This is a genomic window from Enterobacter cloacae complex sp. HYC003_NIDB (genome assembly GCF_056673375.1).
In genome coordinates this window covers 639544-663110 of the sequence record NZ_CP114220.1, presented here as the reverse complement: position 1 = coordinate 663110, position 23567 = coordinate 639544, and the positions used below count along the sequence as shown (strand labels likewise).

General features: G+C 59.0%; 20 protein-coding genes. 10 read left to right on the top strand and 10 right to left on the bottom strand.

Annotated features, from left to right (window positions below):
* Positions 1–64 precede the first annotated feature (64 nt).
* Positions 65–559, top strand: a complete 495-nt coding sequence (locus O1722_RS03155; protein ID WP_015571917.1) for a PadR family transcriptional regulator — start codon at positions 65–67, stop codon at positions 557–559.
* On the opposite strand, the gene O1722_RS03150 is transcribed toward O1722_RS03155, so the two are convergent.
* Positions 556–2115, bottom strand: coding sequence for a methyl-accepting chemotaxis protein (locus O1722_RS03150; protein ID WP_033487686.1), 1560 nt, complete (start codon positions 2113–2115; stop codon positions 556–558). The two genes, O1722_RS03155 and O1722_RS03150, sit on opposite strands and share 4 nt — an antisense overlap.
* Positions 2116–2355: 240 nt before the next feature.
* On the bottom strand, positions 2356–3876 hold the full coding sequence (locus tag O1722_RS03145) for a methyl-accepting chemotaxis protein (protein WP_033487685.1): 1521 nt from the start codon (positions 3874–3876) through the stop codon (positions 2356–2358).
* A 422-nt stretch (positions 3877–4298) separates the two neighbouring features.
* Here O1722_RS03145 and ygjG point away from each other — a divergent pair, with 422 nt between their 5' ends.
* Entirely contained in the window at positions 4299–5678 is a 1380-nt protein-coding gene (ygjG, locus tag O1722_RS03140) for a putrescine aminotransferase (protein WP_033487684.1), read from the top strand.
* 84 nt (positions 5679–5762) lie between these two features.
* Here the strand turns inward: ygjG and O1722_RS03135 are convergent, their stop codons facing one another.
* The gene (locus O1722_RS03135) at positions 5763–6365 is read right to left on the bottom strand and encodes a helix-turn-helix domain-containing protein (protein ID WP_033487682.1); all 603 of its coding nucleotides are present in this window, start codon (positions 6363–6365) and stop codon (positions 5763–5765) included.
* A gap of 42 nt (positions 6366–6407) precedes the next feature.
* On the opposite strand from O1722_RS03135, the gene O1722_RS03130 reads away from it, so the two are divergent.
* Positions 6408–7097, top strand: a complete 690-nt coding sequence (locus O1722_RS03130) for a B3/B4 domain-containing protein (protein WP_033487681.1) — start codon at positions 6408–6410, stop codon at positions 7095–7097.
* A gap of 85 nt (positions 7098–7182) precedes the next feature.
* On the opposite strand, the gene lsrG is transcribed toward O1722_RS03130, so the two are convergent.
* Genes lsrG through lsrA form a run of 6 tightly spaced genes read right to left on the bottom strand, consistent with a single transcriptional unit; the run spans position 7183 to position 12868 of the window.
* Positions 7183–7476, bottom strand: a complete 294-nt coding sequence (lsrG, locus tag O1722_RS03125; RefSeq protein ID WP_023295476.1) for a (4S)-4-hydroxy-5-phosphonooxypentane-2,3-dione isomerase — start codon at positions 7474–7476, stop codon at positions 7183–7185.
* Entirely contained in the window at positions 7473–8360 is an 888-nt protein-coding gene (gene lsrF, locus O1722_RS03120) for a 3-hydroxy-5-phosphonooxypentane-2,4-dione thiolase (protein ID WP_017694299.1), read from the bottom strand. The genes lsrG and lsrF overlap by 4 nt, the downstream gene beginning before the upstream one ends.
* A gap of 11 nt (positions 8361–8371) precedes the next feature.
* Complete coding sequence (gene lsrB, locus O1722_RS03115; RefSeq protein WP_017382416.1) at positions 8372–9373, bottom strand: autoinducer 2 ABC transporter substrate-binding protein LsrB; 1002 nt, start codon at positions 9371–9373, stop codon at positions 8372–8374.
* A gap of 1 nt (position 9374) precedes the next feature.
* Positions 9375–10352 carry an autoinducer 2 ABC transporter permease LsrD gene (gene lsrD, locus O1722_RS03110; protein WP_032103364.1) on the bottom strand — a complete coding sequence of 326 codons (978 nt, stop codon included), beginning with the start codon at positions 10350–10352 and terminating at the stop codon, positions 9375–9377.
* The gene (gene lsrC / locus O1722_RS03105; protein WP_033487680.1) at positions 10353–11384 is read right to left on the bottom strand and encodes an autoinducer 2 ABC transporter permease LsrC; all 1032 of its coding nucleotides are present in this window, start codon (positions 11382–11384) and stop codon (positions 10353–10355) included.
* The gene (gene lsrA / locus O1722_RS03100) at positions 11381–12868 is read right to left on the bottom strand and encodes an autoinducer 2 ABC transporter ATP-binding protein LsrA (protein WP_032669124.1); all 1488 of its coding nucleotides are present in this window, start codon (positions 12866–12868) and stop codon (positions 11381–11383) included. Before lsrA ends, lsrC begins: the two co-directional genes overlap by 4 nt.
* Before the next feature lie 215 nt (positions 12869–13083).
* Between lsrA and lsrR the strand changes: the two genes are divergently transcribed.
* The 3 genes from lsrR (at position 13084) to O1722_RS03085 (ending at position 17883) form a co-directional block, all read left to right on the top strand.
* Complete coding sequence (gene lsrR, locus O1722_RS03095) at positions 13084–14055, top strand: transcriptional regulator LsrR (RefSeq protein ID WP_015571933.1); 972 nt, start codon at positions 13084–13086, stop codon at positions 14053–14055.
* A gap of 32 nt (positions 14056–14087) precedes the next feature.
* Positions 14088–15683: an autoinducer-2 kinase gene (gene lsrK / locus O1722_RS03090; RefSeq protein WP_033487678.1), complete on the top strand. Its 1596-nt coding sequence runs from the start codon at positions 14088–14090 to the stop codon at positions 15681–15683.
* Positions 15684–15861: 178 nt separating this feature from the next.
* Positions 15862–17883 (top strand): NADPH-dependent 2,4-dienoyl-CoA reductase, encoded by a 2022-nt coding sequence (locus O1722_RS03085; protein WP_033487677.1) that lies wholly within the window; start codon positions 15862–15864, stop codon positions 17881–17883.
* A gap of 103 nt (positions 17884–17986) precedes the next feature.
* Here O1722_RS03085 and rlmG read toward each other — a convergent pair whose 3' ends face one another.
* Complete coding sequence (rlmG, locus tag O1722_RS03080; RefSeq protein WP_015571936.1) at positions 17987–19123, bottom strand: 23S rRNA (guanine(1835)-N(2))-methyltransferase RlmG; 1137 nt, start codon at positions 19121–19123, stop codon at positions 17987–17989.
* Between the two features lie 83 nt (positions 19124–19206).
* On the opposite strand from rlmG, the gene O1722_RS03075 reads away from it, so the two are divergent.
* The 4 genes from O1722_RS03075 (at position 19207) to sstT (ending at position 23513) form a co-directional block, all read left to right on the top strand.
* Positions 19207–19710, top strand: coding sequence for a YgjP-like metallopeptidase domain-containing protein (locus tag O1722_RS03075; protein WP_003862622.1), 504 nt, complete (start codon positions 19207–19209; stop codon positions 19708–19710).
* A gap of 70 nt (positions 19711–19780) precedes the next feature.
* Complete coding sequence (locus O1722_RS03070; RefSeq protein ID WP_003862623.1) at positions 19781–20779, top strand: Gfo/Idh/MocA family protein; 999 nt, start codon at positions 19781–19783, stop codon at positions 20777–20779.
* A 251-nt stretch (positions 20780–21030) separates the two neighbouring features.
* Positions 21031–21996, top strand: a complete 966-nt coding sequence (locus O1722_RS03065; protein ID WP_017382424.1) for a TerC family protein — start codon at positions 21031–21033, stop codon at positions 21994–21996.
* Between the two features lie 275 nt (positions 21997–22271).
* On the top strand, positions 22272–23513 hold the full coding sequence (gene sstT, locus O1722_RS03060) for a serine/threonine transporter SstT (protein ID WP_033487676.1): 1242 nt from the start codon (positions 22272–22274) through the stop codon (positions 23511–23513).
* Positions 23514–23567 lie beyond the last annotated feature (54 nt).

Below are 23567 nucleotides of genomic sequence, written 5' to 3'. Positions count from 1 at the left end.
TTTTTTAGATTGCATCTGAATATATCTTAGATATAGTTTAGATATATCAAATTGAGGGAAAAACATGCGACACGAACACGACGGCGGCGGACGCCGGCCACGATTTTTTGGTCATGGCGATTTGCGGCTGGTGATCCTGGATATCCTGACCCGCAACGCGAGCCATGGTTACGAACTGATCAAAGAGATCGAAAACCTGACGCAGGGACATTACACGCCAAGCCCTGGCGTGATCTATCCGACGCTGGATTACTTGCAGGATCAGGCGCTTATCACCATTACCGAAGAAGAGAACGGCCGTAAGCGGATTGCGATTAACGCCGCCGGAGAACAGTGGCTGGATGACAACCGGGAACAGCTGGAGCAGATCCAGACGCGTATCAAGGCGCGCTCCGTCGGTTTCCAGCTGCGCAAAAACCCGCAGATGAAGCGGGCGCTGGATAACTTCAAAGCGGTACTGGATCTGAAGGTTAATCAGGGAGAGCTCAGCGACGCGCAGTTGAAACAGATTATCGGCGTGATTGACCGCGCGGCGCTGGAGATCTCCCAGCTGGATTAAGCCAGCACGCCGTCGCTCACGCGGAACACGCGGACCAGCTCTTTCAGGTGCATGGCCTGTTCGTTAAGGGATGCCGCCGCCGCAACGGACTCCTCCACCAGCGCGGAGTTCTGCTGGGTGGTGGCGTCTATCAGGCCAATCGCGCTGTTGATCTGCGAGATGCCTTCCGTCTGTTCGTGGCTGGCCTGGCGAATCTCACGCAGGATTACGTCCATCTCCTCTACGTTGCCGACCATGCCGTTGATAAGCCCGCTGGCCTTCTCCACAAGGTTCATGCCGTCCTGCGTCTGGCTTGTGGAGCTTTCAATCAGCTGGCGGATCTCACTCGCAGATGTTGCACTTTTCTGCGCGAGCTGGCGTACCTCGCCCGCCACCACCGCAAAGCCACGACCATGCTCACCCGCGCGCGCCGCTTCGACCGCCGCATTCAGCGCCAGAATATTAGTCTGGAAGGCAATGGCGTCGATCAGGTCGATAATGTCGGACATCCTGTTCGATGTTTCGTTAATCAGGCGCATCTTGCTGGTGACCTGCTTCATCATCTCGCCGTTGTTTTTGACCACGGCAGCCGCATCGGCAGACAGGTTCGTCGCTTCTCCGGTGTGGGACGCGGTGTTCTTCACCGTAGCGGTGATCTGCTCCATCGACGCGGCCGTTTGTTCAACGGAACTGGCCTGCTCCTCCGTGCGGGCAGCCAGATCCTGGTTTCCCGCGACAATCTGCGCGGCGGCGCTGGAGATGTTTTCCGATCCGGTTTGCACCTGCTGCACAATCTCCAGCAGGCGCGTTTTCATCTCCATCAGTGCGGTGAGTAGCAGTCCGGTTTCATCTTTACCGTGCGAGATAATGCTGCCGGTGAGATCGCCATCGGCAATGGCCTCCGCAAAAATCACCGCGTCGTTCAGCGGTCGGGTAATGGATCGCACAATGAACCAGCCAGCCAGGCTGGCTGCCGCGACGCTGAAAAGCGTAATCAGGACCAGCAGGAGACGATTGGTGCGGAAATCGCCTTCCACCTGCTCGCCCGCACTCTGCATTTCATGGTCCTGGATCGCAATCAGCGCCTGCACTTTCGCTTTATAGGACTGTTGCAGATTCAGGGTGTTGGTCATCATTTCGTTTATCGCGCCCGCACGGTCGTTATTCTGCACGGCCTGCAAAATGCGGTAGCGCGAGTCAAGATATTGCTGGCGTACGCCGTGGATATCGGCCAGCACCTGTTGGGATTTTTTATCCTTGAGAGCGTTGTCCAGCTCGCTCAGGATTGAGGAGATGCGCTCGCTGATCGCCTTCAGACGCTGCTCTGATTGCGCCGTGTACGTCCCCTGTTCGTCCAGCAGCATGAGCTGCTGCGTGCTTATAAATTCCTGGAAGTTGTCGATTAACTGGTTCGCTTTTACCGTCGTTGGATAGTCGCTGGTAAGGATGGTTTGCATTCCATTGTTTGCCCGATTCAGGCTCATCAGAGACAAGCTTGCGCTGACGACCATCAGGACAATAAATAATCCAAACGCCAGAAATAATTTCGTGCCGATCTTTACGTCATGTATGAACATATTTACCCCATCGATGTGATTATTTCTCAGACGATCGCTGTTATCGACAGGAAACACGCTAACTTTATGACTTTGATCGTTTTTTTATTTTTCACCCTCAATGAATTTGGGGCGTAACAATTAAAAAACCGGGCGCTTTTTTTAGTTACTTAATATTTCATTAACAATATAAGGTATTCTTAAAAACAAAAAAGCCGTTTACCCCGGAGGAATAAACGGCTTTATCGAAGCATGCATTTCTTAATGCAGCACGGTAACCGCATCTTCAAGGCGTCCGGCCCGGTGCTTAACCATCGCGGAAATCTGCGCGCTCTCTTCGACCAGGTCAGCATTTTTCTGCGTAATGCTGTCCAGCTCTGCCACGGCACGGGTCAGCTCTGTCAGGCCTGTCGCCTGCTCTGAGGTGGCGTGACTGATCTGCGCGATGAGCTGCGTGACGTTTTTCACCTGCTCGACAATATCATCCATGGTACGTCCCGCGGCGTGAACCTGCTCGGCGCCCGACTGCACTTTGCTGGCGCTGGCGTCGATCAGCTTGCGAATATCGTTAGCCGCGTTCGCGCTGCGGCTGGCAAGATGACGCACTTCGCCCGCCACCACCGCAAAGCCTTTCCCCTGCTCGCCCGCGCGTGCCGCCTCAACCGCGGCGTTCAGCGCCAGAATATTGGTCTGGAAGGCAATGTCATTGATAAGGGAGGTAATAGAGCCAATGCGCTGGGTACTGTCGGCAATGTCATCCATGGTTTTCACCACGGTCTGCATCACGGTGCCCCCCTGCGTGGCCGCGCTGCTGGCGGCCATCGATAGCTTGTCGACTTCGGCTGCGGTCTCAGAGTTACTCTGCACCGACGCCGCCATCTGGTTCATTGTTGCCACGGTCTGCTGCACGTTAGCCACGGTCTGGCGCGTGCGGTCGTTGAGATCTTCATTGCCCTGCGCCAGCCTGTCGCTGCCGTCGCGCACGCTCACCACCTGGCTGGAGACGTCGTTGATCAGCCAGCGGCACATCAGCCCCAGCTGTCCGACGGCCCGCAGCGTCAGCCCCAGTTCATCGCTGCGGTTAAGATGCTGCACGCTGTTACGCTCTCCGGTAGCGACCCTGAGCGCCTGCCGTGCGACGTTTTCCACCGGGCGGACAATCTGTTGTTCAAACACCAGGGTGCCAAGCAGCATCACCACGGCTGCCGCCACCAGCGAAGCCCAGCCCGCGGCACTGGCAACCAGCGTTGCGGCCATCACCGCGAAAAGTATCGCCATCACGCTGCGCACGCGCCAGCGCAGCGGCATCGCCGGTAATTTACCGAGCCAGCCTTTGCGCACCACCAGCCCTTTATGAATGCGTTTTTTGCAGCGTCCTTCGTTGAGCGCCTTATAAAGCGGCTCCACCGCGGCGACCTCGTCCTCGGTAGCGCGGGTACGAATGGACATATAGCCCGTCATCTGGCCGTTACGCACCATCGGTACCGCATTGGCGCGTACCCAATAGTGATCGCCATTTTTACGTCGGTTTTTGACAATCCCGCTCCAGGGTTCGCCCTTTTGCAGCGTGTACCACATGTCGGCAAAAGCCGCTTTCGGCATATCCGGGTGGCGCACAATGTTGTGCGGTTGCCCGAGCAGCTCCTGGAGCGTAAAGCCGCTCACTTGCACAAAGGTGTCGTTAGTGTGGGTCATGTAGCTGTGGAGGTCGGTGGTCGACATAAGCGTGGTGTCATCGTCCAGCGGATATTCATTCTGGGTGACATAGTCAGGAGAGGACATAGTGAGCATCCCTTGCAGGTTATTTGAATGTTAATTTTGTGGCTTATGTTTTTTCGGCGATAAAAAATTTATCTTTAATTGTTAAATATGATTGAGATCGCAAATCTCGGTTAAACCGCACTTTTCGTACGTTTTTCTAATTAATTGATTTAAAATACTTTCGGCATGAAACTACCTACAAAGCATGATACCCCGGTGCACACTTAAGGCGCATTCCCTGCCCTGGAGCAGTGCAATTGACGACACCCCATCCCCGGCTCGTTATCCCTTATCCCGTGCGGCGCGCGATGGCATGATTAAATATTGTGCAACTTTGATTTCACCTGGCGTTTATCCCGATTTTTGTTAAGGCATCTGAGGTGGCGTAATCCCTGCAATACTTAACTCAGTATCATGTGATACGCGATCCCCGGGAGCATATTTTGAACAGGTTACCTTCCAGCGCCTCGGCTCTTGCCTGTACCGCGCACGCACTGAATCTCATTGAGAAGCGAACGCTTGATCATGAGGAGATGAAACAACTTAACCGTGAGGTCATTGATTACTTTAAGGAGCATGTGAATCCAGGTTTTCTGGAGTATCGCAAATCTGTTACCGCCGGCGGGGATTACGGAGCCGTAGAGTGGCAAGCGGGCAGTCTGAATACGCTTGTCGACACCCAGGGACAGGAGTTTATCGATTGCCTGGGGGGTTTTGGTATTTTCAACGTGGGGCACCGTAATCCAGTTGTGGTTTCCGCCGTACAGAATCAACTTGCGAAACAACCTCTCCATAGCCAGGAACTGCTCGATCCGCTTCGCGCCATGCTCGCGAAAACGCTGGCAGCCTTAACGCCCGGTAAGCTGAAATACAGCTTCTTCAGCAACAGCGGCACCGAATCGGTCGAAGCGGCGATTAAACTCGCCAAAGCGTACCAGTCGCCGCGCGGGAAATTTACCTTTATCGCCACCAGCGGCGCGTTCCACGGGAAATCCCTGGGCGCACTGTCGGCGACCGCTAAATCAACCTTCCGCAAACCGTTTATGCCGCTGCTGCCGGGCTTCCGCCACGTGCCATTTGGCGACATCAACGCCATGCGCACCGTGCTGAGTGAATGCCGTAAAACCGGCGACGACGTGGCGGCGGTGATCCTGGAGCCGATTCAGGGTGAAGGCGGCGTGATCCTCCCGCCGCAGGGCTATCTGCCCGCCGTGCGTCAACTGTGCGATGAGTTCGGCGCGCTGCTGATCTTCGACGAAGTGCAGACCGGGATGGGGCGCACCGGCAAGATGTTCGCCTGCGAGCACGAGAACGTTCAGCCTGACATTCTGTGCCTGGCGAAAGCGCTCGGTGGCGGCGTGATGCCGATTGGCGCAACGGTCGCCACTGAGGAGGTCTTCTCGGTGCTGTTCGATAACCCGTTCTTACATACCACCACCTTTGGCGGTAACCCGCTGGCCTGTGCGGCGGCGCTGGCCACCATCAACGTCCTGCTGGAGCAAAACCTGCCCGCGCAAGCGGAGCAGAAAGGCGACATGCTGCTGGACGGCTTCCGTCAGTTGGGCCGGGAATATCCGGATCTGGTACAGGATGCGCGCGGGAAAGGGATGCTGATGGCGATTGAGTTCGTTGATAACGAAACCGGTTATAGCTTCGCAAGCGAGATGTTCCGCCAGCGGGTACTGGTGGCGGGAACGCTTAACAACTCGAAAACCATCCGCATTGAGCCACCGTTGACGCTTACCATTGAGCAGTGTGAGCAGGTGCTGAAGGCGGCGCGTAAAGCGCTGGCGGCGCTGCGGGTAAGCGTGGAAGAGGCGTAAAAAACGCCGGGTGGCGCTACGCTTACCCGGCCTGCAAAATACTGCATACGTAGGCCCGGTAAGCGTAGCGCCACCGGGCTGCTTTTATCGGTGGAACTCCGCTACCGTCATGGTAAAGCGCAGCACTTTTTCTCCCTCATTGGCATAGCCGTGCGCGGCTTCCGTTTTCGCCACCGCCGACGCCCCGGCAGCCACCTGCGTTACCGTCTCGTCCACCGTCAGGGTTAACATGCCTTCGTTCACGTGCAGCAGCTCAAAGGTTCCCGCCGGATGTCCCGGAGAGGTGAAAGTCTCTCCCGGATGCATCTCCCACTGCCACAGCTCAATCATGTCCGGGCCTGCGGTGCCTGCCAGCAATCTGGCATAACCGCCCTGTGCGCCCTGCCACAGAACCGGGATCGCCTCTTCCTGAATAATGTGTACCTGCGGCTCGCTGGAGACGTTAACGATGTCTGCCACCGAGACGCCAAGCGCGGCGGCCAGTTTGCACAGAATGGCAATGCTGGGGTTGGCAGCCCCTTTTTCGATCTCCACCAGCATGCCTTTGCTGACGCTGGCGCGGCGGGAAAGCTCGTCCAGCGACAGCTTTTTCTCTTTCCGCCAGCTGCGGATACGGTTCGCCACGGCCAGGCTTACCTGGGCAACATCGGCGCCCGCATCGGTCATTATATTGACTTTATCAGTCATTGTTCACTACCATGGTATAAAACAGTCAATACAGGATTATTTATGTCTCTTCTAACACCGTCAATAGATTCGCGACTTGTCGGGATCGCGCCCGGCTTTCGGGCACTGAGCATTCTGGTTGAAGCTGCCCCGATTACCCAACCGGAGGTTGCGCCCGCTGCGCTGGCGCAGGCCTGCCAGCAGATGCTCAATGATGATGTGCCCTGGGCAGAAAATCATCTCGCCGCCTGGGATGAGGTGTTTAAAGCCTTTGGTGCAAAACCCAAACGTACGCCCTGCTCGGCCTCGGCCCTGCGCAAGCGCGTGATGAGAGACGGTTCGCTGCCGCCGCTCGACCCGGTGGTGGATGTCTATAATGCCATCAGTATCCGCTACGCTATTCCGGTAGGGGGAGAAAATCTGGCGGCTTACTCGGGAGCGCCGCGCCTGACGCTGGCCGACGGCAGCGAGCCGTTTGATACCTTTAAAGAAGGTGAGCCGGTTGTAGAAAATCCGGAGCCAGGCGAAGTTATCTGGCGTGACGATCTCGGCGTCACCTGCCGCCGCTGGAACTGGCGACAGGGGGTACGCACGCGTCTGGACAGCCAGGCGCAGTCCATGTGGTTTATTCTCGAAAGCCTGCCGTCGATGCCGCTGGCGGCATTACAGGAAGCTGGCGATGAGCTGGTGAGCAATCTGCAAAAGCTGATGCCGGGCGCGACTGCGCGTGTTCAGTTGCTGGAGCTGGCGTGAACAACGCCGGGTGGCGCTTCGCTTACCCGGCCTACAAATACTGCATATGTAGGCCCGGTAAGCGCAGCGCCACCGGGCAAAGCCGCTACTCCGGCAACAACCCCACAAAACAGCGTTTTTTGCGCGGCTCTGACATCAGCTCTTCAAGCTTATCCACGCACGCCAGATAGTGTGGCGTTTGCTTATGCGCCAGCACCGCCGCTTCGTCTTTATAGGCTTCGTAGATAAAGAAGCGGGTTTTCACCCGCGGGTCCTGCAAGACATCAAAGCGCAGGTTTCCCGGCTCCTTGATGGCCCCCTCGTGGTTGGCGCGAAATACCTCCAGAAACTCGTCCACCCGCTCGGGTTTAATATTAATCTCCACCAGCGTCACGTTCATTTTGCTTCTCCCTGTTTCTCTTCCTGCCAGAACTGGAACGCCTCCCGGGCGCTCATGTTCTCGTGAACGACTTTCTTCACCGCCTTCAGCATGGCGAGTGGCGCGCTGGACTGGAAGATGTTGCGCCCCATGTCCACGCCGGATGCGCCCTGGTCAATCGCCCGCCAGCACATCTCCAGCGCCTCGTGCTCCGGCAGCTTTTTGCCCCCGGCGATAACAATCGGCACCGGGCAGCTGGCGGTCACTTTTTCAAAGCCCTCGTCCACGTAGTAGGTTTTGACGAACTGCGCTCCCATTTCGGCGGCGATGCGGCTGGCAAGCGAGAAATAGCGCGCGTCACGCGCCATCTCTTTCCCCACGCCCGTCACCGCCAGCGTCGGCATGCCGTAGCGCGCCCCCGCATCCACCAGCTTGATGATGTTGTTGATCGACTGATGCTCAAACGGGCTTCCGATATACACCTGCGCCGCCACCGCGCAGACGTTCAGGCGCAGCGCGTCCTCCATCGCCACCGCCACGCACTCGTTGGACAGCTCGCCCAGAATCGAGTTACCGCCGGAGGCGCGCAGCACCACCGGTTTGTTCGTGGCGGCTGGCACCTGGCTCCTGAGGATGCCGCGGGTGCACATCAGCACGTCGGTTTCACCAAATAGCGGCGCGATGGAGAGATCGATACGCTCAAGGCCGGTGGTCGGCCCCTGAAAGTAGCCGTGGTCAAAGGCCAGCATCACCGTGCGGTTGCTCTGTGGGTTGAAGATGCGCGCAAGCCTCGACTGCATGCCCCAGTCCAGCGAGCCGCAGCCCTTCAGGGTGTACGGCACATTCTGCTGCGGCGTGCCGATGCCAAAATCCTTGCCGTCTTTGATGTCATCTAAATCAGCCATTTGCTCCCCCGTCAGAAATCGTATTTGTTGATGTTCTCTTTGGTGAACACCACCCGCTCCGGCAGCAGCACGATGCCGTTGCCCTTCGCCTCATACTGGTAGCCCTGCACGCTGTTCGGCTCGACCTTCAGCGTCCCGATATCTTTCACGTCGACGCTGTCGCCAGGGTTAAGATCGCCTTTTTTCAGTAAACGATCGGCGACATTGACCGCAATTTTGCCCTGTTGCACCACATCCCACAGGCCGAAGGCTTTCACCGTGCCGCGCTCAACGTACGGGCGCATCACGTTCGGCGTGCTGAAGCCGACAATCGCCACCCCTTCCCGTTTCAGGTTTTCCGCCGCCTGTGCCGCGGCTGGCAGGGCGTTGGCGTCCGGGGCGATAATCGCATCCAGATCCGGATAGGCTTTTAAGATCCCTTCGGCGGTTTGCAGAGATTTGGTGGCGTCGTTATAGCCAAACTGGGTGGTGACGACCTGCCACTGAGGATGATCTTTCTCGATTTTGGCCTTTGCCTCTTTCACCCACTGGTTCTGGTCGGTGACGGTGGGGCTGGAGTAGAAGAACGCCACTTTCGCGTTCGGTTTGGTGACCTGCTTGCCCGCCATCTCCACCAGCAGACCGCCGAGCTGCTCCGGCGTTCCCTGGTTGATGTAGATGCTGCGGCACTCCGGTTTGGTGTCGGAATCCCAGGTCAGGACCTTGACTCCGCGCTGCATCGCGCGCTTCAGTGCCGGGCAGAGGCCGTCCGGCGACACGGCGGAGACGATAATGGCGTTATAGCCCTGGTTGACGAAGTTATTGATCAGCTGCACCTGGCCGGAGACGCTCGGCTCGGTCGGGCCGTCGTAGGTCACGTCCACGCCGAGATCTTTCCCCGCCTCTTTCGCGCCGTTGCCGCCGCTGGTGAAGAATCCCACGCCTACCAGTTTCGGGATAAAGGCAATGCGGTCCGCCGCCTGCGCCGAAGCGAAGCTGAGGGCCATTGCCAGGACGAATAGTTTTGTTTTCATCTTACGCTCCGGATAGTTTTCTGAAGAGAGAACGCACCCATTCGCGGTGCAGACTCAGCGAACGTCCCATCACCACCACAACCAGCAGCGCCCCTGACAGCGCGCTCGACACCTGGTTGGGGATGCCGACCATCTGTAAACCCTGTTGCAGGTACCCCACCAGCAGCGCCGCCAGCGCCGTACCGACAACCGAACCTGACCCGCCGTAGATATTTGCCCCGCCGAGTACGGCGGCGGTGAGCGCGGGCATGAGTAAATCGCGCCCCAGATCCGAGCGCGCGGAACCGAAATAGGAGACCATCACCAGCGCGGCAACCGCCGAGGCTACCCCCACCAGGCCGTACAGCGCGTACGGCATGCCGTTCACCGACAGCGCCGCATAGCGCGCCGCACGCGGATTCTGGCCGATTAAAAACAGATGCCGACCAAAGCGCCCGCGGTGGGTAATCAGCCAGAAGAAAGCGGTAATCACCGCGAACAGCACCAGCGGGATCGGCAGGCCCACCACCGTGAGGTTAGCGAAGGTGGTAAAGCTGTCCGGGAAGCCGCCGATCCCCTCGTAGCCCGTCGCCCCCGCCATGCCGGAGAGCAGCAGCGCCCCGCCGCCGTAGAGGTAGAGCGTGCCGAGGGTAATGACCAACGGGCTGATGCCGGTGTAGTGGATCAGCGCCGCATTCACCAGCCCGCACAGCAGGCCGAGCAGCAGCGTCAGAGGGATGGCAACCGCCATCGGCCACCCTGCCTGCATCATCACCCCCAGCGCGATGGCGCACAGGCCGATGGTTGAGCCGAGGGAAATATCGATCCCGCCGCTGATAATCACAAGCGTAAGCGGCAGCGCCACGATGCCAATGCAGATAAAGTCGCTGGTGCTGAACAGCAGCATGTTGATATCAAGCATGCGCGGGTTGATGGCGCCGAAGAGCAGGATCTCCAGCACCAGTAAAATCAGCAGCGCGCTTTCCCAGTTAAGCCTCATTTACGCCACCTCTTTTTTGCGTTTCGGGAACGGGGTAACGTGCTTTCCCCCTTTGTTACCCGGCTGGAAACGGCTGTATTTCAGCGCCCGCTGATGCCGTGAGAGCGCCTGACGCAGCCGCCCGTCGAGCACCAGCACACCCAGCAGCACCAGCCCGGCGATAAAGTCGTTCCACCACGCCGGGAGCCTGAACAGCACCAGCACGGTATCGATTTGGGTGAGGAAGAACGCGCCGAGTAAGGCGCCGACCAGCGTGCCGGTGCCGCCCAGCAGCGAGATGCCACCGAGCACGCAGGCGGCGATGGCTTTCATCTCCAGCCCGCTGCCGGTCTGGTTGGGCACGAAGCCAATCTGTGAGGCAAACACAATCCCGGCGCAGGCCGCCAGCATGCCGTTGAGGGTAAAGGCGATCATGCGGGTGCGGTTCACCGCCACGCCCAGCTGGCGCGCGGCGGCGAGGTTATCCCCCACGGCGTAAAAATCACGTCCAAAGGCGGTGCGCGACAGCGTCCACGCGCCGATGGCCGCGATAATCAACACCAGCATGCCGAGCGGCGAAATGCCGACGGCGGCGGGCTCAGAGAGAGATTTCAGCCCCGGCGGCAGCCCTTCTATCCACTTCCCGCCGGTCCACAGCAGCATCGCCCCACGATACAGCCCCAGCGTGCCGAGGGTGGCGACAATCGCCGGAATGCGCAGGCCCACCACCAGAAAACCGTTGAACGCCCCCGCCAGCGCGCCAATCGACAGCGCGAAGAGAATGGAAACGGGCAGGCTGTAGCCGCTGTTCAGCGCCACGCCGACGGCGATCGCCGAAAGCCCGACGGTGGAGCCGACGGAGACGTCAATATTGCGGGTCAGCATCACCAGCGCCGCGCCGATAGCCAGCAGGATCAAGATCTGCGAGCTGGCGAAGATCATCCCCAGCGTCTGTAAGCTCAGGTAGGACGGGTTCAGCGCCACCAGCACGGCGAACAGCGCCAGAATGGAGAGAAACGCGCTCAGCTCGCGGTTTTTCAGTAAGATCTTCATGATTGCCCTCCAAACGCCAGCGCCATCATCCGGTCGAGGCTGACGGCGTGGCGCGGCAGCTCGCCGCTGAGCACGCCCTGATGCATTACCAGCACCCGATCCGCGAGGCCGGGAAACTCATCGAGATCGCTTGAGATCATCAGCACCGCCACGTTCTGCGCCGCCACGCTTTTCAGCAGCTGATAAATATCAGCGCGCGCCGATACGTCCACGCCGCGCGTCGGTTCATCGACGATCAGCAGCAGCGGGTTGGCCTCAAGACAGCGCGCCAGCAGCACCTTCTGCTGATTACCACCGGAGAGCGTGCGCACGGTTTGATCCGCATGGTTGAGCTTGATCCCCAGCGCCCGGTGATAGCGTTCCACTACCGCAGACTCCCGCTTTCGCTGCTGCCAGAGCGACGGCTCGTTCAGCGCCACGGTGTTCCAGCGGATCGGCGCGTCGAGAAACAGGCCGGACACCTGCCTGTCTTCCGGCAGATAGACCAGCCCTTTTTGCAGGCGTGAACTGACCGGATCGGCGGTGATCTCCTGGCTCTCCAGCCACACCCGCCCGCCGCGAACCGGACGCAGGCCGTAGAGCGTTTCGGCAAACTCGGTGCGCCCGGACCCCACCAGCCCGGCCAGACCGACAATCTCCCCGGCGTAAATCTCAAGGCTGAGATCGATAAAGCCCTCCCCGGTGAGCGCTTCCACGCGCAGCACGGGAAAATCCTGCGCCTGGGTGCGGCGGTTGCCCGGCAGCGCCAGCCACAGCTTTTGCGTATCGCTCAGGGATGCTTCCCGGCTTACAGGCGTCATGGCGGCGATCAGGGCGTTATCGTCAAAATGCGCAGTTTCGCCGCTGAGCACCACCGCGCCGTCGCGCATCACTGAGACGTGACTCGCCAGCTGTCGAATCTCCGGCAGCTTATGCGAGATAAAAACAATCCCGACGCCAAGATCCTGCAAGGCGCGGATCTGGCGAAACAGCCGTTCGGTTTCACCGGGCGTCAGCGAGGCCGTGGGTTCATCAAGGATCAGAATTCTGGCGTTGCGCATCAGCCCGCGCAGGATCTCCACCATCTGCTGGTCCGCCACCTCGAGGGTGCTGGCGGTAGCGTCGAGGTTAAGCTGGCATTGCAGCTGTCGGAGTTTTTCCGCCAGGCGTTTTTCCCGATCGCGCTCTCGCGGCAGACGAAACAGGATGTTTTCCCGCACCGTCAGGTTGGGAAATAGCAGCGGCTCCTGCGGCACCAGATAAATGCCTAACCTGTGCGCCTGCGCCGGGGTAAGCCGTGCAAAAGACTCACCCGCCACCGAAAGTTCACCGCTATCCGGGGTTTCTACCCCGGCGATGATCTTCATCAGCGTCGATTTTCCCGCGCCGTTACCGCCCATCAGCGCATGCACCTGCCCCGCAAGCAGCGTGAAATCAATGCCTTTTAAGACCGGTACGCCTGAAAACTGCTTGCTGATATCACGCGCGTCGAGAAGTGGTGTCATCATCGCTCCGCTATTGAACAAATGATTTTTAGATTTAATAATGTTCAAAAGCGTAGACGGTGAACTATATTTACAACCGTGCAGGGATCACAGTTTTATCGATTGAGATTCAGATAAAGCGGAAACGATCGAAAAGATCCGTTTTGTCGCGTGGCTCACATTTTCACGTCGCACCATCACGAACATATGATCTAAATTTTTATAAGAGTTCAATTATGAGCGATAAACGCACTGCGGAAGAAGGACGGTTTGCCGGGCTGGCACTGGCGGAAGAGGAGCTGGTGGCGCGCGTGGCCTGGTGCTACTACCACGACGGGCTGACCCAGAACGACATCGGCGAACGGCTCGGGCTGCCGCGTCTGAAGATCTCCCGCCTGCTGGAGAAAGGCCGTCAGTCCGGGGTGATCCGCGTGCAGATCAACTCCCGCTACGAGGGCTGCCTGGCGCTGGAAACCGAGCTGCAACAACGATTTGGCCTGAAGCTGGTGCGCGTGATGCCCGCCCTGAATACGCCGCCGATGAACGTGCGGCTGGGCATTGGCGCGGCACAGTCGCTGATGGGCGTACTGCAACCCGGCCAGCTGTTAGCGGTGGGCTTCGGTGAAACCACCATGAGCAGTCTGCAACACTTAAGCGGCTTTATCAGCTCGCAGCAGATCCGCCTGGTGACGCTCTCTGGCGGCGTCGGGCCGTATATGACCGGTATCGGCCAGCTGGATGCGGCCTGTAGCGTCAGCATGATCCCCGCCCCGCTTCGCGTGTCATCCGCTGAAGTCGCCGGGATCTTAAAGCGCGAAACCAGCGTGCGGGACGTGATCCTCGCCGCCACCGCGGCTGACGTGGCGGTGGTCGGGATTGGCTCGGTAAACCAGCGCCGTGACGCGACGATACTGCGCTCCGGCTATATCAGCGAAGGTGAACAGCTGATGTACGCCCGTAAAGGCGCGGTGGGCGATATCCTTGGCTATTTCCTCAATGCCGAAGGGGAATGCGTCGAGGAGCTGGAGATCCACAAAGAATTACTGGGCGTCACGCTCGATGAACTGGCGCAGCTGCCCACCATCGTAGGCGTGGCCGGAGGGGAAGAGAAAGCCGATGCGATTTATGCCGCACTGAAAGGTCGCCGTATTAATGGCCTGGTGACGGAAGAGACGACAGCCCGCGCGGTGCTGGCTCTGGCCGGATAAGAGCAGCCCTGCGCCTGACACGAGGCAAGCTCATGAGTTACCTTTTAGCGTTAGATGCAGGGACAGGCAGCGTTCGCGCCGTGATTTTTGATTTACAGGGCAACCAGATTGCCGTTGGCCAGGCCGAGTGGAAGCACCTGAGCGTGGAGAACGTGCCGGGCTCGATGGAGTTCGACCTCGACACCAACTGGCGGCTGGCCTGCCGGTGTATTCATCAGGCGCTGGAGCGCGCACGCCTGAGCGCGGCGGATATTCAGTCCGTCGCCTGCTGCTCGATGCGCGAAGGGATTGTGCTGTACGACCGCAACGGCGAGGCTATCTGGGCCTGCGCCAACGTCGACGCCCGCGCCAGCCGCGAGGTGGCTGAACTCAAAGAGATCCACGACTACCGGTTTGAATCCGAAGTGTATGATGTTTCCGGCCAGACGCTTGCCCTCAGCGCCATGCCGCGCCTGCTGTGGCTGGCGCACCATCGTCCGGATATTTATCGTAAAGCCGCCACCATCACCATGATCAGCGACTGGCTGGCGGCGAAGCTCTCCGGTGAGCTGGCGGTCGATCCGTCCAATGCGGGCACCACCGGCATGCTGGATCTCTTCTCCCGCGACTGGCGTCCGGCGCTGCTCGACATGGCCGGGCTGCGCGCCGATATTCTCTCTCCGGTGAAAGAGACCGGCACCGTGCTGGGGGCGATTACCAGACAGGCCGCGCAGCAGAGCGGCCTGCGCGAAGGCACACCGGTGGTGATGGGCGGCGGCGACGTGCAGCTGGGCTGTCTGGGGCTGGGCGTGGTCCGCGCCGGACAAACGGCGGTTCTCGGCGGCACCTTCTGGCAGCAGGTGGTGAATCTGCCGCAGGTGCGCACCGACCCTGAGATGAACATCCGCGTAAACCCGCACGTCATCCCCGGCATGGCGCAGGCGGAGTCGATCAGCTTCTTTACCGGGCTAACCATGCGCTGGTTCCGCGACGCCTTCTGCGCCGAAGAGAAGCTGATTGCCGAACGAATGGGAATGGACACCTACTCCCTGCTCGAAGAGATGGCGAGCCGCGTCCCGGCGGGCTCCCACGGCGTGATGCCGATCTTCTCCGACGCGATGCATTTTAAGCAGTGGTATCACGCAGCGCCGTCGTTTATTAACCTCTCCATCGACCCGGAAAAGTGCAACAAAGCGACGCTGTTCCGCGCGCTGGAAGAGAACGCGGCCATCGTCTCGGCCTGCAACCTGGCGCAGATTTCGCGCTTCTCCGGCGTGACGTTTGAGAGCCTGGTGTTTGCGGGTGGCGGGGCCAAAGGCGCCCTGTGGAGCCAGATTTTAAGCGACGTTACTGGGCTGCCGGTGCGCGTGCCGGAAGTCAAAGAGGCAACGGCGCTGGGTTGCGCGATTGCGGCAGGTGCTGGCGCGGGGTTGTTTGCGGATATGGCTTCGACGGGCGAGCGGCTGGTGAAGTGGAGCCGCGAGTTCACGCCGAACCCGCAGCACCGCGAGCTGTACGACGGCATGATGCAGAAATGGCAGGCGGTGTATGCCGACCAGCTTGGGCTGGTGGACAGCGGGCTGACGACGTCGATGTGGCAGGCACCGGGGTTAGTGCGGGCATCCCCCTCACCCCGGCCCTCTCCCTAAGGGAGAGGGAGATTAAGTCCCCTCTCCCTGTGGGAGAGGGTTAGGGTGAGGGCATCAGGCCACACCAATATTTGAATCCCATCACATTCACTGCATTCCCCTTTTCCCTTTTACTCCCCGCTGGCTAAATTAGTAACTCATCCGACCACATAACAATAATTTTACACTGGAAGAGACTATGAGCCGCTACCCGTCGTTATTCGCCCCTCTCGATCTGGGGTTCACCACCCTCAAAAACCGCGTGCTGATGGGCTCGATGCACACCGGGCTGGAGGAGCGTCCGGACGGGGCTGAACGTCTGGCAGCCTTCTATGCCGAGCGCGCGCGCCACGGGGTGGCGCTGATTGTCACCGGCGGCATAGCCCCTGCCCCTTCCGGCGTGACGATGGAGGGCGGCGCAGTGTTGAACGATGCGTCACAGCTGCCGCATCACCGCATTGTGACCGACGCGGTCCACCGCGAGGGCGGCAAAATCGCCCTGCAAATTCTGCATACCGGACGCTACAGCTATCAGCCGAACCTGGTTGCCCCCTCGGCTATTCAGGCGCCGATTAACCGCTTTACTCCCCATGCCCTCAGCCACGACGAGATCCTGGCCCTGATAGACGATTTTGCCCGCTGCGCGGCGCTGGCGCGGGAAGCGGGCTACGACGGGGTGGAGGTGATGGGCTCGGAAGGCTACCTGATCAACGAATTCCTCGCCGCACGCACCAACCAGCGCGACGACGAATGGGGTGGCGACTATGCCCGCCGGATGCGTTTTGCCGTGGAGGTGGTGCGCGCGGTGCGTGAACGTGCGGGTACGGATTTTATTATCATCTTCCGCCTGTCGATGCTCGACCTGGTAGAGGGCGGCGGCACCTTCGACGAAACCGTGCAGCTGGCGCAGGCGATTGAAGCCGCTGGCGCCACCATCATCAACACCGGGATTGGCTGGCACGAAGCGCGCATTCCGACCATCGCTACGCCGGTGCCGCGCGCGGCGTTCAGCTGGGTAACGCGCAAGCTGAAAGGCAAAGTCTCCGTTCCACTGGTCACCACCAACCGCATTAACGATCCGCAGGTGGCGGAGGATGTGATCTCACGCGGCGATGCCGATATGGTATCGATGGCGCGCCCGTTCCTCGCGGATGCCGAACTGCTCTCCAAAGCGCAAAGCGGCCGTGCGGACGAGATTAATACCTGCATCGGCTGTAACCAGGCGTGTCTGGATCAGATCTTCGTCGGCAAGGTCACCTCCTGCCTCGTTAACCCCCGCGCCTGCCATGAAACCAAAATGCCGATCGTTCCGGCGGTCAATAAAAAACGCCTGGCCGTGGTGGGCGCAGGCCCGGCGGGACTGGCGTTCGCAGTCAATGCCGCCTCGCGCGGGCACAGCGTGACGCTGTTTGATGCGCTGGCGGAGATTGGCGGGCAGTTTACTGTCGCCAGACAGATCCCCGGCAAAGAGGAGTTCTATGAAACGCTGCGCTATTACCGCCGGATGATCGAGGTGACGGGCGTCGATCTGCGGCTTAAACAGTTTGTCAGCGCGGCGGATCTGATCGGTTTCGACGAGGTGATCCTCGCGAGTGGGATCGCCCCGCGCACGCCTGCGATCGAAGGCATCGATCATCCGAAGGCATTGAGCTATCTGGATGTATTAAGGGACAAAGCGCCGGTTGGCGAGAAGGTGGCGATCATCGGCTGCGGCGGGATCGGTTTTGATACCGCGATGTATTTAAGCCAGCCGGGCGAAGCCACCAGCCAGAACATCGCTGAGTTCTGCGTGGAATGGGGCATTGATACCAGCCTCAGTCAGTCCGGTGGTTTACGCCCGGAAGGTCCGCAGCTGCCGAAAAGCCCGCGTCAGATTGTGATGCTCCAGCGTAAAGCCAGCAAGCCGGGTGAAGGGCTGGGCAAAACCACGGGCTGGATCCACCGCGCCACCCTGCTCTCGCGCGGGGTGAAGATGATCCCGGGGGTGAGCTACCAGAAGATCGACGACGACGGGCTGCACGTGCTGATCGGCGGCGAACCGCAACTGCTGCGCGTGGATCATGTGATTTTGTGCGCCGGGCAGGAGCCGAAGCGGGATCTGGCGGATCCGCTGCGTGAGGCGGGGAAAACGGTGCATTTGATCGGCGGGTGCGATGTGGCGATGGAGCTGGATGCGCGGCGGGCAATTGCGCAGGGGACGAAGTTGGCTCTGGCGATCTAGGGCATTGCCGGGCGGCGCTTCGCTTGCCCGGCCTACGGGTTCGAGGCCATTGTAGGCCCGGTAAGCGAAGCGCCACCGGGCATCAGGCCGCACATACCCAATCTTACCGACGACGCCCCAGCTTCACCGATTTCAGCACCACGAATTTGTTATTGGTGGCAATGGTGACGCAGTTGCCGAAAATCTTCTTCAGCTTGTGGAAGTAGTCCAGGTGGCGGTTCGCCACGATATACAGCTCGCCGTTGATTTTCAGGCAGCGGCGCGCGTGGTGGAACATCTCCCACGCGACGTTATCCGTCAGGGCGTGCTTCTGGTGGAATGGCGGGTTACAGAATACCGCGTTGAAGCGGAAAGGCTCTACGCCCGACAGCGCGTTATTGATCATAAACTCGCAGCGATCCAGTGCCTCCGGCAGGTTGGTTTCCACGTTCAGACGGCTGGAGGCCACCGCCATCGGCGATTCGTCGCTGAACACCACGCTGGCCTCCGGGTTCTTCGCCAGCAGCGTCAGGCCAATCACGCCATTACCGCAGCCGAGATCAACGATTTCCCCTTCCAGGTTTTCCGGCAGATGTTCCATAAAGAAGCGTGCGCCGATATCCAGACCGGTACGGGAGAAAACGTTCGCGTGGTTGTGGATGGTCCAGTCGGTGCCTTCCAGCTTCCAGCTCAGCGTCTCCGGCGCGTCGGCCAGCGCCGGTGCGCTGAAGGTACAGTTGATCAGGCGCGCTTTTTTCCAGGCAAGCGTAGTGGTGGTTGGGCCGAGCACTTTCTCGAACAATTCCAGCGTCGAGGTGTGAATATCGCGCGCTTTGGCACCCGCGATAATACGCGTATCCGGCGTCACGACCTTACGCAGCGCGCGAAGCTGCTGCTCCAGCAGCGCCATGGTTTTGGGCACTTTAATCAGCACCACGCCCGGCGCCTGCGGGTAGTCCGCGGTGCTGTCGAGGAACTTCACGCTGGATTCTTCGATATCGTTGTGACGCAGGTTTTCACGCGTCGCCAGCTCGCTTAAGTAAGAATCGCCGATACTGTAAGGCGCATGTTCCGCCAGCGCGCAGGCCAGCGCGCCAAACGCGTCATTCAGGATCAGAACCGGGCCGCTGATTTCAGTCCCATCCAACTGTTGCAGCAGATATTCATCCGCCGCTTCCCACGCCTGAAGCGGGTTAACGTCGTCCGTTTCCGGGAAACGTTTAAGGTTGAGTGAACGGAAACCGTTGTCTAAGTGGCTCATCGGCCCTCCTGAATGGTAAAATTTGGCGTATCCCTGAAAAGGGTGCGTGAGTATACCCGTTTTCACACTATTTTGGGGTTTTGATGAACCAGCTGACTTATCTCCAGGGCTATCCGGAGCATTTACTTTCCCAGGTTCGTGACCTGATTGCCGCGGGAAAGCTCGGCGCGGTGCTGGAAAAACGCTACCCGGGCACGCATGATTTCGCGACTGACAAAGCCCTCTGGCAGTATACGCAGGATCTGAAAAACCAGTATCTTAAGAGCGCTCCGCCGATCAACAAGGTGATGTACGACAATAAGATCCACGTGCTGAAAAACGCGCTCGGCCTGCATACCGCCATCTCCCGCGTACAGGGCGGCAAGCTGAAGGCCAAAGCGGAGATCCGCGTCGCGACCGTCTTTCGCAATGCGCCGGAAGCCTTTCTGCGGATGATCGTGGTGCACGAGCTGGCGCACCTGAAAGAGAAAGAGCACGACAAAGCGTTCTACTCACTGTGCTGCCATATGGAGCCGCAGTACCACCAGCTGGAGTTTGATACCCGTTTGTGGCTGACGCATTTATCGTTAAAGAGTAATGCGCAGTAGCGCACGCGAAATGTCATGATGACGTGCTACAGTGGCTTTAGGTTCCCTGCTACGGAGTACGTAAACGTTTATGATACGTTTCGCAGTCATCGGTACGAACTGGATCACGCGCCAGTTCGTCGACGCCGCCCACGAAACCGGCAAATATAAGCTCACCGCAGTCTATTCCCGCAGCCTTGAGCAGGCGCAGAGTTTTGCGAATGACTACCTGGTTGAACATCTGTTCACCTCGCTCGATGAGATGGCGCAAAGCGACGCCATTGACGCGGTCTATATCGCCAGCCCGAATTCTCTGCACTTCCCGCAAACGAAGCTGTTCCTCAGCCACAAAAAGCATGTGATCTGCGAGAAGCCGCTCGCCTCGAATATTGAGGAAGTGGAAGCCGCCATTGCGCTTGCCCGCGAAAACCAGGTGGTACTGTTTGAAGCGTTCAAAACCGCCAGCCTGCCGAACTTCCTGCTGTTGCAGCAATCGCTGCCGAAAATTGGCAAAGTGCGTAAAGCCTTTATCAACTACTGCCAGTATTCCTCGCGCTACCAGCGCTACCTGGACGGCGAAAACCCGAACACCTTTAACCCGGCATTCTCGAATGGCTCGATTATGGATATCGGTTTTTACTGCCTGGCCTCTGCGGTCGCCCTGTGGGGTGAACCGCACGGCGTAACCGCCACTGCCAGCCTGCTGGAAAGCGGCGTGGATGCACACGGCGTTGTGGTGCTGGACTACGGTGATTTTAGCGTGACGTTGCAGCACTCGAAGGTCAGTGACTCCGTACTGCCAAGCGAAATTCAGGGCGAAGACGGCTCGCTGGTGATCGAAAAAATCTCCGAATGCCAGAAGCTAAGCATCGTTCCCCGCGGCGGCAAAGCGCAGGAGCTGACGCAGCCTCAGCATATTAACACTATGCTCTATGAGGCAGAGGTCTTCGCCCGTCTGGTAGAAGACAACGAAGTGAACCACCCGGGGCTGGCGATCAGCCGCACCACGGCGAAGCTGCAAACGGAGATCCGCCGACAGACTGGCGTGATCTTCCCCGCAGACGGCGTGAATGTGGAAGCCGTCGCGTAAAACTGTGTAATGAAATCGTGCAGACCATTGACGAAACCGATGGTCTGACATAATTTGTTACCTGCAAAGGGGAGTAACTTCTTCGTCGGTGGATCGTCATTACGATGCGTGCAAAACCGCATCCGGTCGCCGGGCAACCTTCGTGGTTGTAAGTGAGACCTTGCCGGAAGGCGAGGTCTATGCATAAAAAGCTAACGGCTATCGTCTTCTGACCATGGCCGTTTTTGTTTTTTATGTGTAAGGAAAATAGTATGCATTCTGTCGGCACTCCAATGCTGTGGGGCGGATTCGCGGTTGTCGTGCTCATCATGCTGGCAATCGACCTCTTTTTGCAGGGTCGTCGCGGCGAGCACGGCATGAGCGTCAAGCAAGCCGCCGTCTGGTCGCTGGTATGGGTTACCCTCTCACTCCTCTTCTGCGCCGCCTTCTGGTGGTATCTGGCCTCAACCGAAGGCCGCGCGGTGGCCGATCCTCAGGCACTCGCCTTCCTCACCGGCTATCTGATTGAAAAAGCGCTGGCGGTTGATAACGTCTTCGTCTGGCTGATGCTGTTCAGCTACTTCGCCGTGCCTGCGGCTCTGCAACGCCGCGTGCTGGTGTACGGTGTGCTGGGCGCTATTGTCCTGCGTACCATCATGATCTTCGCCGGTAGCTGGCTGATTACCCAGTTCGAATGGCTGCTGTATGTATTTGGCGCGTTCCTGCTGTTTACCGGGGTAAAAATGGCGCTGGCGAAAGAAGACGATACCGGTATCGGTGATAAGCCGCTGGTGAAGTGGATCCGGGGTCATCTGCGCATGACGGACAAGATCGAGAGCGAGCATTTCTTCGTGCGTAAGAACGGCCTGCTGTTCGCCACCCCGCTGTTGCTGGTGCTGATTCTGGTCGAACTGAGCGACGTGATTTTCGCGGTGGACAGTATCCCGGCTATCTTCGCGGTCACTACCGACCCGTTCATCGTGCTGACCTCAAACCTGTTCGCCATCCTCGGCCTGCGTGCGATGTACTTCCTGCTGGCGGGTGCGGCAGAGCGCTTCTCAATGCTGAAGTACGGTCTGTCGGTGATTCTGGTGTTTATCGGTATCAAGATGCTGATCGTCGATTTCTACCATATTCCGATCGCCATTTCGCTCGGCGTGGTGTTTGGCATTCTGCTGGTGACGCTGATTATCAATACCTGGGTTAACCGCCAGCACGATAAGAAGCAGCAGGCTTAGTGCAACGTTCGGTGCGGGCTGATGCCCTCACCCCAACCCTCTCCCACAGGGAGAGGGGGAAATGCAATGTAGGCCGGGTAAGCGCAGCGCCACCCGGCACTTTCGTTAACCAATAGTTAAAAAACATGACACAACACGTAAAATCCAGCATTTTACGCTTCCGCCTTTCGCTGCTTTCCCTGATACTCAACCAGGCAAACAAATACTTACATCCGGACACAAATGTGACTTAGAGCACATCCAGGATGGAACGCAATTTCACTCAGGAATAACGTATGAGCACACAATCACGCGGTCTGTTCGCGCGCCTGGCGCAGGGCAGTCTTGTAAAACAAATTCTGGTCGGGTTGGTACTGGGTATTCTGCTGGCGATGGTGTCAAAACCTGCCGCGGAAGCGACGGGGCTGCTCGGCACCCTTTTCGTTGGCGCACTGAAGGCCGTCGCCCCGGTACTGGTGCTGATGCTGGTGATGGCGTCGATTGCCAACCACCAGCACGGACAAAAAACCAACATTCGCCCTATTCTGTTCCTGTATCTGCTGGGAACCTTCTCTGCTGCCTTAACGGCCGTGGTGTTTAGCTTCCTGTTCCCGTCCACGCTGCACCTGACCAGCGCGGCCGGTGATATCACCCCGCCGTCCGGGATTGTGGAAGTGCTTCGCGGTCTGCTGATGAGCATGGTCTCTAACCCCGTCACCGCGCTGACGAACGCGAACTACATCGGCATCCTGGTCTGGGCGATCGGTCTGGGCTTCGCGCTGCGTCATGGTAACGAGACCACGAAAAACCTGGTGAACGATATGTCCAACGCTGTCACCTTTATGGTGAAGCTGGTGATTCGCTTTGCGCCAATCGGTATTTTCGGCCTGGTCTCCTCCACGCTGGCAACCACCGGTTTCGATGCACTGTGGGGCTACGCGCAGCTGCTGGTCGTCCTGGTCGGCTGTATGCTGCTGGTGGCGCTGGTGATCAACCCACTGCTGGTGTTCTGGCAGATCCGCCGCAACCCGTATCCGCTGGTGCTGACCTGCCTGCGTGAAAGCGGCGTGTATGCCTTCTTCACCCGCAGCTCGGCGGCAAACATTCCGGTCAACATGGCGCTGGCGGAGAAGCTGAATCTGGATCGCGATACCTATTCGGTGTCGATTCCTCTGGGTGCAACCGTGAACATGGCAGGTGCGGCGATCACCATCACCGTGCTGACGCTGGCGGCGGTGCATACGCTGGGCATTCCGGTGGATCTGCCGACCGCGCTGCTGCTGAGCGTCGTTGCATCACTGTGTGCCTGTGGCGCCTCCGGTGTGGCGGGCGGCTCGCTGCTGCTGATCCCGCTGGCCTGTAACATGTTCGGTATTCCGAACGAGATTGCCATGCAGGTTGTCGCGGTCGGCTTCATTATCGGCGTATTGCAGGATTCCTGCGAAACCGCGCTGAACTCCTCTACCGACGTGCTGTTTACCGCAGCGGCCTGTCAGGCGGAAGATGCACGTTTAGCGAAGAACGCCCTGCGCAGTTAAAAAGACAAGCCCGGTGGCGGCTACGCCTTACCGGGCCTACAGGATTTAGTAGGT